The 14,836-nt window shown below is 43.1% G+C and carries 13 protein-coding genes; 6 read left to right on the top strand and 7 right to left on the bottom strand.

Going from position 1 to position 14,836, the window contains the following annotated elements:
- Positions 1-74 precede the first annotated feature (74 nt).
- The gene (locus tag ACLFKQ_RS19480; RefSeq protein WP_449001417.1) at positions 75-542 is read right to left on the bottom strand and encodes a DUF72 domain-containing protein; all 468 of its coding nucleotides are present in this window, start codon (positions 540-542) and stop codon (positions 75-77) included.
- Positions 514-996 carry a ZIP family metal transporter gene (locus ACLFKQ_RS19475; RefSeq protein ID WP_449001416.1) on the bottom strand — a complete coding sequence of 161 codons (483 nt, stop codon included), beginning with the start codon at positions 994-996 and terminating at the stop codon, positions 514-516. The genes ACLFKQ_RS19480 and ACLFKQ_RS19475 overlap by 29 nt, the downstream gene beginning before the upstream one ends.
- 196 nt (positions 997-1,192) lie before the next feature.
- Here ACLFKQ_RS19475 and galT point away from each other — a divergent pair, with 196 nt between their 5' ends.
- Positions 1,193-2,191 (top strand): galactose-1-phosphate uridylyltransferase, encoded by a 999-nt coding sequence (gene galT, locus ACLFKQ_RS19470; protein ID WP_449001415.1) that lies wholly within the window; start codon positions 1,193-1,195, stop codon positions 2,189-2,191.
- A gap of 124 nt (positions 2,192-2,315) precedes the next feature.
- Here the strand turns inward: galT and ligD are convergent, their stop codons facing one another.
- The 4 genes from ligD to ACLFKQ_RS19450 all read right to left on the bottom strand — a co-directional run bounded on the left by ligD (position 2,316) and on the right by ACLFKQ_RS19450 (position 7,850).
- A complete protein-coding gene (gene ligD / locus ACLFKQ_RS19465; protein ID WP_449001414.1) occupies positions 2,316-2,600 on the bottom strand; it encodes a non-homologous end-joining DNA ligase LigD in 285 nt (94 codons plus the stop codon).
- Between the two features lie 161 nt (positions 2,601-2,761).
- Entirely contained in the window at positions 2,762-4,105 is a 1,344-nt protein-coding gene (locus tag ACLFKQ_RS19460; RefSeq protein WP_448998085.1) for an IS701 family transposase, read from the bottom strand.
- A gap of 73 nt (positions 4,106-4,178) precedes the next feature.
- The gene (locus ACLFKQ_RS19455; RefSeq protein WP_449001413.1) at positions 4,179-6,932 is read right to left on the bottom strand and encodes a molybdopterin-dependent oxidoreductase; all 2,754 of its coding nucleotides are present in this window, start codon (positions 6,930-6,932) and stop codon (positions 4,179-4,181) included.
- An 81-nt stretch (positions 6,933-7,013) separates the two neighbouring features.
- Entirely contained in the window at positions 7,014-7,850 is an 837-nt protein-coding gene (locus tag ACLFKQ_RS19450; RefSeq protein WP_449001412.1) for an FAD binding domain-containing protein, read from the bottom strand.
- Between the two features lie 148 nt (positions 7,851-7,998).
- On the opposite strand from ACLFKQ_RS19450, the gene ACLFKQ_RS19445 reads away from it, so the two are divergent.
- The 3 genes from ACLFKQ_RS19445 (at position 7,999) to ACLFKQ_RS19435 (ending at position 11,440) form a co-directional block, all read left to right on the top strand.
- Positions 7,999-9,414 carry an NCS2 family permease gene (locus ACLFKQ_RS19445; RefSeq protein ID WP_449001411.1) on the top strand — a complete coding sequence of 472 codons (1,416 nt, stop codon included), beginning with the start codon at positions 7,999-8,001 and terminating at the stop codon, positions 9,412-9,414.
- A 133-nt stretch (positions 9,415-9,547) separates the two neighbouring features.
- Entirely contained in the window at positions 9,548-10,573 is a 1,026-nt protein-coding gene (locus ACLFKQ_RS19440) for an adenosine deaminase (RefSeq protein WP_449001410.1), read from the top strand.
- 33 nt (positions 10,574-10,606) lie between these two features.
- Positions 10,607-11,440, top strand: a complete 834-nt coding sequence (locus ACLFKQ_RS19435; protein ID WP_449001409.1) for an aldo/keto reductase — start codon at positions 10,607-10,609, stop codon at positions 11,438-11,440.
- Positions 11,441-11,480: 40 nt separating this feature from the next.
- Here the strand turns inward: ACLFKQ_RS19435 and asnB are convergent, their stop codons facing one another.
- Positions 11,481-13,490 carry an asparagine synthase (glutamine-hydrolyzing) gene (gene asnB, locus ACLFKQ_RS19430; RefSeq protein WP_449001408.1) on the bottom strand — a complete coding sequence of 670 codons (2,010 nt, stop codon included), beginning with the start codon at positions 13,488-13,490 and terminating at the stop codon, positions 11,481-11,483.
- A 470-nt stretch (positions 13,491-13,960) separates the two neighbouring features.
- Between asnB and ACLFKQ_RS19425 the strand changes: the two genes are divergently transcribed.
- On the top strand, positions 13,961-14,248 hold the full coding sequence (locus ACLFKQ_RS19425) for a type II toxin-antitoxin system TacA family antitoxin (RefSeq protein ID WP_449001407.1): 288 nt from the start codon (positions 13,961-13,963) through the stop codon (positions 14,246-14,248).
- A complete protein-coding gene (locus ACLFKQ_RS19420; RefSeq protein WP_449001406.1) occupies positions 14,248-14,766 on the top strand; it encodes a GNAT family N-acetyltransferase in 519 nt (172 codons plus the stop codon). The genes ACLFKQ_RS19425 and ACLFKQ_RS19420 overlap by 1 nt, the downstream gene beginning before the upstream one ends.
- Positions 14,767-14,836 lie beyond the last annotated feature (70 nt).

The raw sequence follows: 14,836 nt of genomic DNA, 5'->3' as shown, positions 1-14,836 counted from the left end.
ATACAGTGCTTAGTTTGGTAGGTTTGTCTCCTTGTCAGCGTAATGTGGTAATTTTTATTTTTCTAAAACTACAATTAGGAATTGCTCTCAATCATCTGTTGTAAGTTCAGGGCATCCTGAGGAGCATATCCACATTCATCATTGTCGAAATAGCAATAAATTTCTTTTCCCTGACTCTTCCAAGTCGAGAAAGCATCCGCCCACTCAGATAGGGTTTGAGAATTGTATTGACCTTGATAAGCTCCATTCGGACCGTGTAGCCGCAAATAGATAAAGTCAGTAGTAATTTGCCACGGGGAAATTTGTCCCGCTAATTCATAAATACAAAAAGCTATTTTCTCGGCAGCTAAAATTTCATAAACTTCCTCGTTAAACCAACTGCGATCGCGAAACTCAAAAGCATAGCGATAATCTTTGGGTAAGATAGCCACAAAATCCTTCAGTCGTTGGGCATTACACGACCAACGGGGCGGCAATTGAAAGAGGATCGCGGCTAATTTTGCTTCTAATACTTCAACCAGAGTAATTTTTAGCCACGTCAAACTTATGACTGACCATCATCAGCAAAAAACCTGTGGCAATAATCGTTCCAGTTTCACTGCGACGATTCCCTTCGAGACCTTCAGGAATCAGTTCCGTAAAGACTAGAAAGCCCATCGCCCCTGCAGCAAAGGCTAGGGTATAAGGCAATAGCTGCTTAAATAGGGAAACTGCCAGTAAAGCAGGTATAGCAGCTAAAGGCTGGGGCAAGCTGGAAAAAATTGCCCAGAGAACACAGCCTGTAACTGGCAATCGTTCGGCACGCAGAGGTAGTACCACAGCCAGTCCCTCGGGAATATTCTGCACGGAAATTGCCAGTGCCAATAAAGATCCCAATTGAGGAGCAGTTTTACCCGCCCCATACGCCAATAGCCACCTCCTCTGGAAAGCTGTGAAAAAAAAGCCTACCCAGAATAAGCAGAACTCGACGGGCTGACGCGCCACGAATTTTGCCAATTTCGATATCCTTGTCGCTGAGCCACATTAAAAAATATATAAGCGATCGAGAAGAGCGAACGGCAATAGAGCTGAAAAAACTCAAGCATACTTTGAAAAGACGCGGTCGCCTTAGCTAGCGGTTAAAATCTCACTAGATAGCAACTACACCAAGTCTTAGAATATTCATTACTGTTAGTATAATTATTTTCAGTCGATGCAAAAGGGTCAGATTAGACTTAATAAAATAACCAGAGAGTGGGTAATTTTCGCACCTGCGAGACAACAGCGTCCACAAGATTTTCAAAAAAATAGCAAAGAACAACGACCCTCGGTCATTCCCGTACGGGACTGTCCGTTTTGTCCCCATAATGAATCTCAACTGACATCAATTACCTTGGAAATGCCAAATCATCAGCACCCCAGTTGGCAAACTCGGGTAATTCCCAATAAATATCCAGCCTTAACCAATGATGGAGATACACAGAGATTGTCTGAAGGGATTTATGTGATGATGGCTGGTTACGGACAACATGAAGTGATTGTTGAAAGCCCCGACCACGATTGCGATCTTGCCACTATGTCACTTACGGCAGTAGAAACGATCGTCGAAACTTATCATCAACGGTACATTGACTTGATGCGATTGCATCAAAATATGCTCGTCATCATGTTTCGCAACCATGGGGAACGTTCTGGTGCTTCTTTAAGCCATCCTCATTCTCAAATTATCGTGACGGGTATCGTCCCTCAACATATCCGTTGGCAAGAAGAGGAAGCTCAAAGATACTTCGATCGCTGGGGAAAATGTGTATATTGTGACATTCTAGAATTTGAAATGCAGCAACGCCAGCGAGTCGTTCTAGAAAATTCATCGTTTCTCGCCTTCGTTCCCTTTGCCGCAGAAGTTCCTTTTGAAATTTGGATCGTACCCAAGCAACATCAGGCAGACTTTGGCAATATTTCTGAAGAGGAAAAATCTGATTTTGCTCGAATTCTGCAGAGGGTCTTGAATAAACTCTACAAAAAGCTGTACGATCCAGATTATAACTACGTTATCAACACCGCACCACGCTACAAAGCAGACGAGCCTCAGTTACATTGGTATTGTCAAATTCGCCCACGACTCACGACTCGTGCGGGTTTTGAAATTGGTTCGGGTATTAGTATCAATCCATCGTTTCCAGAAGTAGATGCCGAATTTCTCAATAGTTGAGTGGAACTCGTCCAGACTTTTTTGCCTCGCTCTTGATAATTTTTTCAAGTCACTGTTGGGAAAGCAAAACATCCAATTGCTGTCGCGATCGCTCCAGGGAATGGGCGTGATGCTGAATCTGCTGTCAGGGGTCTGGTTTCTGACCGAGACGGCGGAAAGTATTACCGATAGCATAGGTCTGAGAGTGGAGGTGACGATCGCTCAGTTCTTCCCAGTCTAAAGGTGTGGCAATGGGCGCACCGGGTTTCATACGGACTGCATAAGGGGGGACAGCAGTTTGGGCATAGGCGTTGCGCTTGGTATCCAAAATATGGGGGGTAATACAAGCTTGATTTGCTAAATATACCAGGGTCGCCTCGCGATCGCAAATTGGATGAGTGACGCGCCCATTTTGCTTTTCTTCTGCCAAATCTCGACTAATTTTTTCTTCTAGTTGACGAACGATTAGATCGATGTAGCCCGGGCAATCGCCAAAGTAGGGAATATGAGTTCTGGGGTTGATTTTGCTGCCACCAAGCCATTAACCCTCTTCTGTCACTCTCCGAAAATAAAAAATAGTAGAAACGTAGTTTATCCACTGAGAAAGTATGGTGAAAATTGATTCATCAAGGCAATTAGTTGATGAAAACCCAACAATAACTGACGATTGGGAAAAATGTCTAACCAGGGAACAATTAACCAGAGTAAAGTAATTGGTTGAATAATTAAACGAAGGTTATTTAAAGTAGTTTTCCATCCACCTTGATTAGACCACTGTTGATGACGAGTAAAATTTGCCTCAAACTCATCTTTACCATCAGAAAAATTCGAGTGAGTTGCTGAATAATTGAGACTACAAAGCACTTTTGTTTGAGAGCTAATCATCCAGTAAGCTGAGAAAATAATTTCCCACCACCTTTCAATTTGTTCGAATTTAGTGAAACGGTAATCTGTCCAACCTAACTCTTGTTTGCACTGTCGAAATCCATATTCAACCCAGGTTCTCAATCCATAAAGATTACCAAGACGTTGCTTAATTTGACTTCTTTTGTCAGTAAGATTAGTCATAACAAAGGATGTAGAATTCTCTGGCATGGTTTCGGGGTTAGTAGTTAATTCCCAGTAGGTTCTCCAACATCTGCGACCAAAAACAATTTCTCTAACATATCTGATTTCTGAATTTTGATTACTAAAAATTCTTTCAAATTCACACCATTTATTAGCTCTAACTTTTTGATTATGAGGCATCCAAACCCCGTGATTATTCCTAATTGCTAAGACCCAAGGCAATTTAGGTTTGTCTAATGTCTGTATGAAATAACTGCTTTCTCCATACAAACTGTCTGCTAATACTAATTCAATCTCAAACTCAAAATCTATTAGTTCTTCGATTATTTCGGCAGCTAATTCAATCTTGGTTTGATATTTATCCCCTGGTTTTAATGTTCCTTTCGGTTTAAAAACTTTCAACATTAAAGGAAAAGTAATATTGTCGTATATCCCATAGCTATTTACTGTAACTATCCCCTGGTCTATCTTGCCAATACTTCCTAAGTATTGCCGCGCTACGTAGTCGGTTTTTTTTCCTTTCTTTCTATCTCCTGTTTCATCAATGACTACTGTTATTTTCTTCCCTGATAATGCCGAAAGTGTTTTTGATAATCTTCGTTTTCGAATCTCAATTATTGACCAAGGGGACTTAGCTAAAAAATGATGTAGTGATTGCGCTGAATTAATACCTACTATTTTCGCTATTTCTGGGAGTGATTTTCTCTTAATTGGTGAGACAATTCCTAAATGTAAGTACTTAAAACACTCGTAACTTCTTACTTCAGGGAATAAGTCTTTGTAGCTGCTACAATATTCGTCAATCACCGATACTGTCGGTCGTGCATCTCTGGCTAAATGTTTGAGAATTTGTAACTCTACATCCATTGCACTATGTACTCTCTAGCAATTTTGTTTTTCTAGTCCTTTATTTTACTACTCGGAGAGTGACATAAGAGGGTTAAACAATTTCTTCTCCTTCTGCTTTTTGCATAGCTTGCCAAACTCGTTCGGGAATCATCGGTAATTGCCGCATTCTTGCTCCTGTAGCGTGGGCGACGGCATTGGCGATCGCTGGCGCACTGCAGTTAGTGCCAATTTCACCAATACCTTTAGCACCAAACGGACCGTAAGGATCGGCTCGTTCGATTAAAAATATCTCCATTGGTGGGGCATCACTAGCCGCAGGAATACGATAGGTACGTAGGCAGGGGTTAAGTATTTTGCCACATTCGTCAAAGCGCAGTTCTTCAGCCAAAGCATAGCCTACACCCATAACTATACCGCCTGTAGCCTGTCCTTCACAAATACGAGGATTGATCGCCTTGCCAATATCGATCGCCTCAGCACAGCGTAAAACTTTTATCCTTCCTGTTTCCGTGTCTACTTCTACTTCTACACCCATAAAGGCAAAGGTGAGAGAAGAACTATCTGAAGTATGTTCTAACTCTATTTCTAGCTTTACCCCTCGTTCGGCTGCTGTTCTGGCTAATTGCTGGAGAGTAATCGTGTCAGACGGACTAGATATTTTATCTTCCTCCAATTCTAGATTTTCTGATTCGACTTTGATGATTTCAGCGGCAGTGGCGAGCAGGTGCGATCGCATTTTTCGGGCGGCGAGATTTACAGCTTGTCCTGAAATAAAGGTGGTTGCGGAGGCATAAGAACCAGCATCAAAGGGAGTGTCATGAGTATCGGCGGTAATAATGTTTATGTTCTCTACTGTCGTTCCCATAACTTCGGCAGCTATCTGACGCAACGAAGTATCCGAACCCGTGCCTACATCTACCGAACCCGTTCTCAATTCGTATTTTCCGTCTGAGAGCAAAGACAGCTTTACGCTGGCTAAATGAATCCTAGCTAAACCACTGGCTTGCATCGTGGCAGCGAAACCCACACCGCGTTTTATATGTCCGTTTATTTCTAGCTGTTTGTCTGGCTGGTAGTTTAATGTCCGAGTAACTTTCTGGATACATTCATCGAGAGCATAACTGCCAATAAGATGAAAATGTTCCTCTCTACCGATGAGAATTTCATCTTCTGCAGTAATGAGATTTTGCCGACGCAGTTCTATGGGGTCGATGTTTAATTTGGTGGCAATTTCATCAAGCTGTGATTCCATGGCAAATGTGCCTTGAGTCGCCCCGTATCCCCGAAATGCACCTGCGGGCATGGTATTGGTATAAACTACCGTTCCTTTATAAGCTTGATTGGCACAGCGATATAAACCCAGAGGAAAACAACCCGTTAAGAAAGTTACCGCTTCTCCATGATTGCCATAAGCCCCCGTATTAGCAATTGCCGCCATCTCTTGAGCGACTATCGTGCCATCATTTTTGACTCCCGTTTTTAGGTGAATATTCATTGCGTGACGACTGTTAGTAGCGGTAAATTCTTCCTCTCTGGTAAACCGCCACTGCACTGGCTTACCCGTTTTTAGTGTTGCCAATACGCACAAGTCTTCGGTCAAGATTTCTTGCTTATTACCGAAGCCTCCTCCTATCTGTGGCTTATAAACCCGAATTTTTTCTTTGGGTAGATCAAACAGTTCCGATAGTAATCTCTGACAGTGAAACGGCACTTGAGTACTGGAACGAACCACCAAAGTTCCATCTTCGTCAAACCAGCTAATACTAACGTGAGGTTCTAAATGAACGTGCTGTACTGCTGGCAAAATGTAGGTATTTTCAATAATTAAATCTGCTCGAGCAAATCCAGTTTCTAAATCTCCTTTGTTCAGAACTATCTCCGCTGCAATATTATGTGCCACATCGTGAATTTGACTCGATTCTGGTTCGTCGTGAATGACAGTTTCTCCCCGCATCGCTTCAACGGGCTCGATCGCATGAGGCAAGATTTCATAATCGACTTCAATTAACTCACAAGCTAGGGCTGCTATGGCTTCGGTATCGGCAACCACCGCCGCCACGCGATCGCCGATAAACCGCACTTTGTTGTCTAATAAATAATGGTCGAAAGGATCGGGTACTGGGGCGCCATGTCCTGCAGTACTGTAGGCGCGTCGGGGAACATCTTTATGAGTAAAAACAGCATGAACTCCTTCCAGGGCTTCGGCTTTTGCCGTATTAATCTTGCAGATACGGGCATGGGGGTGAGGCGATCGCAATACTTTCAAATGTAACTTCCCAGGGGGCGACCAGTCGGCAGTATAGACTGGTTTACCTGTAACTAAATCGGGTCCATCTTGTTTGGGAACGTCTTTTCCTACCTGTCCTTCTTTAGCAGTTATGGGTTTAGCAGAACGATCTTTACCACATTGCAGAATACTATCGATAATTGATTGATAACCAGTGCAGCGACAGAGATTGCCTTCTAATTCTGCCCGTAACTCAACTTCTGACTCGTAATCTAGCTTACTAGCGGTCATAATCATCCCCGGAGTACAGTAACCACACTGAAAACCTTGTTTATCTAAAAAAGCCTGTTGCATCGGCGATAGACTGACTGACCGCTCGTTTGCCAATCCCTCAATCGTAGTTACCTGATGACTATCTACTCGCATGGCAGGATAAATACAGCTATGAACGGGCTTATCGTCGAGCCAAACCGTACAACTACCGCAGTCTCCCGACTCACAAACATGATGCACTCCTGAATAACCTAAAGATCGCAGCAAACTCAATAGGCTGGATCCTGGATCGCATTTAGCGGTGTGGTTTTGGTTGTTGACCTGGAAATTTAATGAATCTGGCATAATTTTTGGTCATTCTGAAAAATTTTAATTCTCGATCGGGATAAATAACCATTCGACCCTACACAAAAACGCACCTATGAACTAATATCGGCGTTTCCCGTTTATTCCTGCCCTCAATTCGGCAATACCACGCTGCATCAATACCTCAGTAATGTGGCGACGATAGGCAGCACTACCTCGTTCGTCTTCGATGTATATCTGTAAAGGCAGTTCGCTAACTACTTCTAAAATTTGTTCGGGAGTTGGTACGGTGTCGAATTTAAATAGACGCGGCGATTTAACACTTCCAGCAATGCCAAATCTTACCTGCTGTGTTGAAGGATGATAGGCAGTTACCACAATGGCGATCGCATATCCTGCCGTAGACACCGCCATGCGTTTGAAGCTGGTTTGCCATTTTAAATTTACTGCGGGAATTAGAATACGCCGCAGTGCTTCCCCCGGTCTTAAAAGCGTCTGTTGAGGTGCGGTTTGAAAATCTACTGCGTCAACCAAATATGCTTCGCCATCGGGTCGCCAAATTTCATAACTGGCACCCAATGCAATCATTACTGGAATGAAAGTACTGGCACTTAATGCCAAACAAATATTTCCTCCCACAGTAGCGGCATGGGACAATTTAAAAGAAGCTAGTTCTCTTACGGCATCTTTGAGTGCCTCTGTTGCCGTCAAAGCGGCGGGAAAGGTAAAGTCTAGCAAGTCGTTTTGAATACAGGTCGCACCGATGACTAAACCTTCTGGGGTAATTTCTATTTCCGACCAGTTAAGCTGCCGCATATCCACCAGGGTTTTTACCTGGGGTTGAACTTGATTGAATAACCAGGTACCCCCAGCTAACCAATTCCAGTCCGATTGCCAATTTTTTACCTCCTGGAAAGAATTGGGTTGGAGATAGGTTTCAACACCATACAAATCCATATAAAAAAACGACTCAGATTGTATACGATTATTTATCTTGTTGCGGAATCATTCAGCATACTGTATGCAATGTTTCAGAATCAATATTTTATTGAGGATAGTTTAATTTAAATTAATTAATCATTATTAAAGGATGAGGCGATTTGCCATGAGTCGGAAACAATTAACTTCAACCGAGACAACTAATGATTCTCAGCCTTTATCATCAAACTCAAATGGCATCGCTGGTTTTTTTAACTTCCAACAGTTAGGAACTAGTTTTCGTACCGAAGTTTTGGCGGGAGTCACGACGTTTGTGACCATGGCTTATATTTTGGCGGTCAATCCCGATATTCTCTCCAATGCTATTTTTCTGCAAGAATCGGGAGATTTATTTGGCGAATTAATCTTTGCCACGGCAATTTCGGCAGCCATTTCTACCCTCATTATGGGTCTTTATGCCAAATACCCCTTTGCTCTAGCACCAGGCATGGGTATTAATGCCTACTTTGCCTTCTCAGTAGTTTTGGGTTTGGGAATTGACTGGCGGGTGGCTTTAGCGGCGGTATTTATCGAAGGACTAATTTTTATTGCCATGTCTCTTTCTAAAATTCGTAGTCGTATCGTTACCGCTATCCCCGACTGTCTCAAACACGCCACCGCCGCAGGTATTGGTTTATTTATTGCCTACATTGCCCTGACGAGTAACTCGGGAATTATCGTCACCAGCGAATCTACCACTACCACTCTAGGTAATTTGAGAGATCCTAACACTCTGATGGCGATCGCCGGAGTTTTAATTACTGCTGCTTTTGTCGCACGACGGATTAAAGGTGCGTTATTGATTGGCATCTTGGTTACGGCTTTATTAGGATGGATTTTAGGCGTTGCCCCTTGGCCTCAAGGAATTATAGGATTTCCCGAGTTTCCCGTACACATTGCCGGACAAGCTTTTGTGGGATTGGCAAATGTTTGGGAAAATAATATTTGGAATTTGCTAGCGGTAATATTCGTTTTTTTATTCGTCGATACCTTCGATACGGTAGGAACGCTTACAGGGGTAGGAGTTAAAGCAGGTTTTGTCAACGAGAAAGGAGAATTACCCCGTGCTGAAAAAGCGTTTATGTCCGATGCGATCGGAACGACAACAGGGGCAGTTTTGGGAACATCGACGGTAGCAACTTACATCGAGTCGGCAGCGGGAGTCTCTGAAGGAGGAAGAAGCGGTTTTACAGCGATAGTTACAGCTATTTTGTTTGCCCTAGCAATCTTTTTTACGCCCTTACTTTCAGCTATTCCTCCATTTGCTACTGCATCGGTGCTATTAATCGTTGGGGTTTTAATGGCGGGTAGCATTACCGAAATTAACTGGAACGATCCTGCAGAATCTATTCCTTCTTTTTTGACTATTCTCTTTATTCCCCTCAGTTTCTCGATCGCTGAAGGTTTAGCCGTTGGTTTTATCAGCTATCCTCTACTTAAAACTTTTCAAGGTAAAGCCCACGAAACCGATCTTACCGTCTGGATTTTGGCGGCGATATTTTTGCTGAGATTTGTCTTTTTAGCTTTAGAAATTGGCGCGTAACTATAGCAAGGGCAATAGATCGAGCCAACAGAAAAAATTAAAATTATAGTTATAACTAACAAAGGCCGAACTACCGTTCGCCCTTACTTGCGAATATTAAATTTGTCAGCACAATTTTTATTTAATCGACAACATGGACGAATTTATTCAAAACCTACCCAAAGCCGAACTCCACCTACATATCGAGGGTACGTTAGAGGCAGAGTTAATGCTCGAACTAGCTCGACGTAATAACATCAATCTACCTTATAAGTCGGTATCGGAAGTAAAAGAAGCTTATAATTTCCAAAATCTGCAGTCTTTTCTCGATATCTACTATCAAGGTTCGCAAGTATTGCAACAAGAACGGGATTTTTACGACTTGACCTGGGCTTATTTACAAAAAGCTGCCAGCCAAAACGTGCGCCACACAGAAATATTTTTCGATCCTCAGTCCCATACGGAGAGGGGTATTGCTTTTGAAATCGCCTATCAAGGAATTTACCAAGCCTTACAAGATAGTCGAACTCAACTCGGTATTTCCAGTCACTTAATTCTCTCTTTCTTACGCGATCGCAGTGCGGAAGAGGCATTTGCTACTTTAGAACGGGCACTACCATATAAAGATAATATAATTGCAGTTGGATTGGATTCTGCCGAACGAGGTAACCCTCCCTCTAAGTTTACAAAAGTCTTTGATAAAGCCCAAGCAGAAGGCTTTTTGACCGTTGCCCACGCAGGAGAAGAAGGACCACCAAAATATATTTGGGAAGCAATTAATTTACTTAAGGTATCTCGGATCGATCACGGAGTTCGTAGCATGGAAGACCCCAAACTACTCGCTTATTTGGCGGACAAACAAATTCCTCTTACCGTCTGTCCCCTATCAAACGTCAAGCTCAAAGTTTTTGATTCGATGGCAAAACATAACCTGAAAAAGCTGTTAAACTCAGGCATCTGCGCCACAGTTAATTCCGACGACCCTTCATATTTTGGCGGCTATATTGCCGAAAATTATCAAGCGGGACGAGAGGCTTTAGACTTAACCAAACAGGAACTCTATCAATTAGCAAAAAACTCTTTTCAAGCTTCTTTCTTGTCACCAGAAGCCAAACACGAAGCGATCGCCGAATTAAATGATTACTATCAACAATCCGATCTCGCTCAAACTTCGTCATAATCTTATGTAAGATGAAGTCCTCAGTTAGAAATAATGCTCACAAGACAATTACCATCAGGAAGAGACATTCCCATACTGGGACAGGGAACCTGGCGTATGGGAGAACGAGCCAGTCAGAAACAGGCTGAAGTAGATGCTTTACGACTGGGATTAGATTTGGGAATGAGTCTCATCGATACTGCAGAAATGTATGGCGAAGGTGGTGCGGAAGAAGTAGTTGCCGAAGCAATTTCGGGTCGTCGGGAAGAAGTGTTTTTAGTCAGCAAGTTTTACCCCTACAATGCTAGTTATGACAGAGTAATTAAGGCTTGCGATCGCTCTTTATCTAGACTTGAAACCGACTATCTCGATTTATATTTACTCCATTGGCGCGGCTCGATTCCCCTATCAGAAACTCTTAAAGGCTTGCGGCATCTCAAGCAAGCGGGAAAAATCTTAGAATATGGCGTGAGTAATTTTGATGTGGACGATATGGAAGAAGCCATGTCTTTACCAGGAGGAGAAGCGATCGCCACTAATCAGGTGCTTTATAATCTCAAGCGTCGCGGTATTGAATGGGACTTACTTCCTTGGCGTAAAGAGCGCGACATTCCCATCATGGCTTATTCTCCCATAGAACAAAGTGCCTTTGTCGGTAGTTCCGAACTTAAAGCGATCGCCACACGACATAACGCTACACCTACTCAAATCGCTCTCAACTGGTTATTGAGACAAGATAAGATTATTTCCATACCTAAAGCGACTAATCCCAACCACGTCAAGGAAAATCATGCGGCTTTAGAGATTAATTTAACCGAAGCAGAACTCGAAGAAATCGATCGCGCCTTTAAGCCGCCATCCCGTAAGATGTCTTTGGTAATTAGGTAATCGTTAGTTGTTGATGGTTAAATGGCTGAGCTCAGGAGAATTACGTCCAACCTAACTCTACAGCGCGATCGCGAGCGAGTTTGGGGACATCGGTAGCGATGAAATGTTGGTGCATCATCTGGACGCTGAGAAGGTGATTGATTACTGCATCTAACTGCACCCTTTGAGACACTGGAGTATTCTCATCTCCGTGACGCTGAAGAACTCGATTGACACCTTCGACATCCAGCAAACCACTTTCGGCGATCGCCTGTGGCGATAGATAGCTCTTGGCTAATCCCCGCATCGCCTTTTGCTTTTCTAAATCGGTATGAGAAGGAGGAGCCATAAAAGCAAATTTCTGACGTTCGTATAGGGCTTTTGGCAGTAGGGGACGCATCATTTCTCTTAAAATATACTTGTCCTGACGACCCCGCAAACGCATATTTATCGGTAGGGTAACTGCAAATTCCACTAAGGGATGATCCAAAAAAGCAGGACGAGCTTCTAAAGAGTTTGCCATATCGACGCGATCGCCCGCCCAACCCAGTACCTGAGACTCAAACTGGGTTTTAAACCAAATATACTGCGCTTTATCGAGGGGATGGCGACCTTCAAGTTGCTTTTTATCTAAGGTTTGCGCGATCGCCGCACCTGGAGAGTATTCACGAGTAGCCGTTCGATGTTGGGGATGGAGTAAGTTGGGTACTAAAGAGGCAGCAGATAGCCACGATTGTAAGCAACTGGGGGTAAAGCCTACTAACTCGGTTAGAGCGGGATCGTCTATGGTTTTTTCTGCCAACAAATTTCCTTTAAATAGACTATTACTTTCTTGTAGCCAAGCTTGCAGATCGGCTTTTTCTTCAGGTGGAGCATCTTCCATGCCGTGAAGAATATAATCTAAGCGCAGTTGGGGATAGCCAGCAAACAGTTCGTCGGAACCTTCGCCAGTAACTACTACCTTGTAGCCAGCATTATGTACGTATTCGCTCATTAACAGCTTGGCAACGGTAAACGTATTGTAGATGCTGCGCTCTGTATGCCAGATGGTTCTTTGAAAATGTTCGTATAACTGCTCTCCCCCAACAGTTAGAATATCTTGGTCTGCCTCTACCGCCTCAGCCATTTCTCTGGCAATCGTCGTTTCGTCGTAATCGCGATCGTCAAAGCCGATGGTAAAAGCTTTTACTGACGACTGTTGACAGGCAGCGGCAACACCCATAATCGAGCAAGAATCGATTCCTCCAGAAAGATAACAGGCAACAGGGACATCTGCTTCGAGTCGTAACTGAATCGCTTCGACAAAATGATGGCGTAACTGCTCGATGTACGCCTCATCTGGTAAAGATTTACCTCGCTCTGAAAGGTAAGGAAAATTTAAATCCCAATACTTTTGCCTGCGAACCTGTAACCGTCCGTCTCGACGCTGAAAACTCACCATTTGTCCTGGTTCTACCGCATAGATCCCTTCAAACGCAGTCGTACCGGGCACCATTAACTGCATCAGTTGATGATATAGTCCTTCAGATGAAAAGCGACGCTTGACGGCAGGATGAGCGAATAATACTTTAATTTCCGAGCCAAAAACTAACCCTTCTGGGGTCAGCGTCCAATATAAAGGCTTAACTCCAAAGCGATCCCGCACCAACGTCATTCGATCCGCCGAACGTTCGTAGATCGCAAAGGCAAATTCTCCTCGCAGATGGGGTAAAGCTGCTTCTAGTCCCAAGCGATCTGTCAAATGCAGTACTAGTTCGGAGTCACACTTACTAAAAAACTGATAACCCCGCGAAGTTAAATCCGCCCGCAGATATTTGTAATTATAAAACTCACCGTTGTGGATAACCGCATACTCTCCATCGGGGGAAATAAAGGGCTGTTGCGCCCTATCTGGATCGAGGTCGATAATTGCCAAACGTGCTTGTCCAAATCCTACTCCGCGATCTTCGATTGTCTTCCAACCAGCTTTATCGGGACCTCGATGAGACTGAATTGCTGCCATGGCGATTAGCGTCTCTGGTTTAACTGGACAGGACGGGTCGTGATGCATTACGCCAGCAATTCCACACATGAATCTATAAACTCTTATTTAAAACAACGTTAAGAGCAGTATAGTAGATTGCCTGGTAGGGTTTCTAGATTTGTCAGGCGATCGCGATTTTAGGAAAAAATACAAAATGTTAAATCATTATCTTGCTTATTTCGGTTGGGTGGAATCGACAATTGGTGTTGTTCACCCTAGAGTCGAATGTCTAACCAATGAACTGCGAAAGTTTCAAATGTACTACTATCCTTTGCACGCCAATAGTCTTGAGATTATTAAACGAAGTTGTATCCGAAATTGCAGACCGAAACTTCGATCTTAATGACTATCAAAAATGGTGGATTGGTGAATTGGTGAGGATGATTAGTTGAGACGAAATTGTTTTTTGCTCTGTATAACTATGGTTAGCAATCTACATTCACAAAGCAAGATGGAGGTACGGCAAATTGCCGTATATAATTAAAGGTATGAGTTAATTTAAAATTACTTCTTCTTATATGACTACTAAGTCTAATTCAAAAGCGACAGCACGTTTAGAAGCTCGTGTAACTCCAGAAATTAAGGCTCTTATACAAAATGCAGCCGATATACAGGGACGCACGATAACTGATTTTGTAGTTGCAACCGTTGTAGCAGAGGCTCGTCGAGCGATCGAACAACACCAAACACTCAAGCTAAATCTTGAGGATAGTGAAACTTTTGTCAACACAATACTCAATCCTCCACAGCCTAATGACTCACTCCAGTCCGCAGCTAGGCGATACAAACAAGTAATGTCAGATTAATGACGCTTAAAATTGAATCCTTGGATAGTCGCAAACACGAGCGATCACAATTCTCCTGTGGTCGGGATAGCCTAAACACATACATAATTAAGCAAGCATCTCAGGATCTTAAAAGACGAGTCTCGACAACCTTTGTCTTAATTAACGAGCCTGAGATTGAAGTTTTAGCATACTATACCCTCTCTTCGTACACCGTCCAGATAACGGCTCTTAATGAGTCTCTGGCAAAACGATTGCCTCGTTATCCACTGCTACCTGCTACGCTTTTAGGTCGTCTTGCAGTAGATGAAAAACAAAAAGGTAAGGAATTTGGAGAGTTAATGTTGATAGATGCACTTAGAAAGTCGCTAGAGGTCTCTAAGAAAGTTGCTTCTCTCGCAGTTGTTGCAGAAGCCATAGATGAGAAAGCGGTTAGTTTTTATCTCAAGTATGGCTTCCAACCGTTTAGACAAAATCCGACGAAGCTCTATCTGCCAATGAAAACCATTGAAGTCTTATGTAAGAACTTTGAGATTTAGTAGACTGACACTGATGAAATTTATTTAAGTGTTAGGCGATCGCAATTTAATAATCGAGAAAGTATACCCG

The organism is Myxosarcina sp. GI1(2024) (assembly GCF_053543375.1).
Note: the sequence above shows the minus strand (reverse complement) of the source record. Positions and strands in the feature narration are given on the sequence as shown.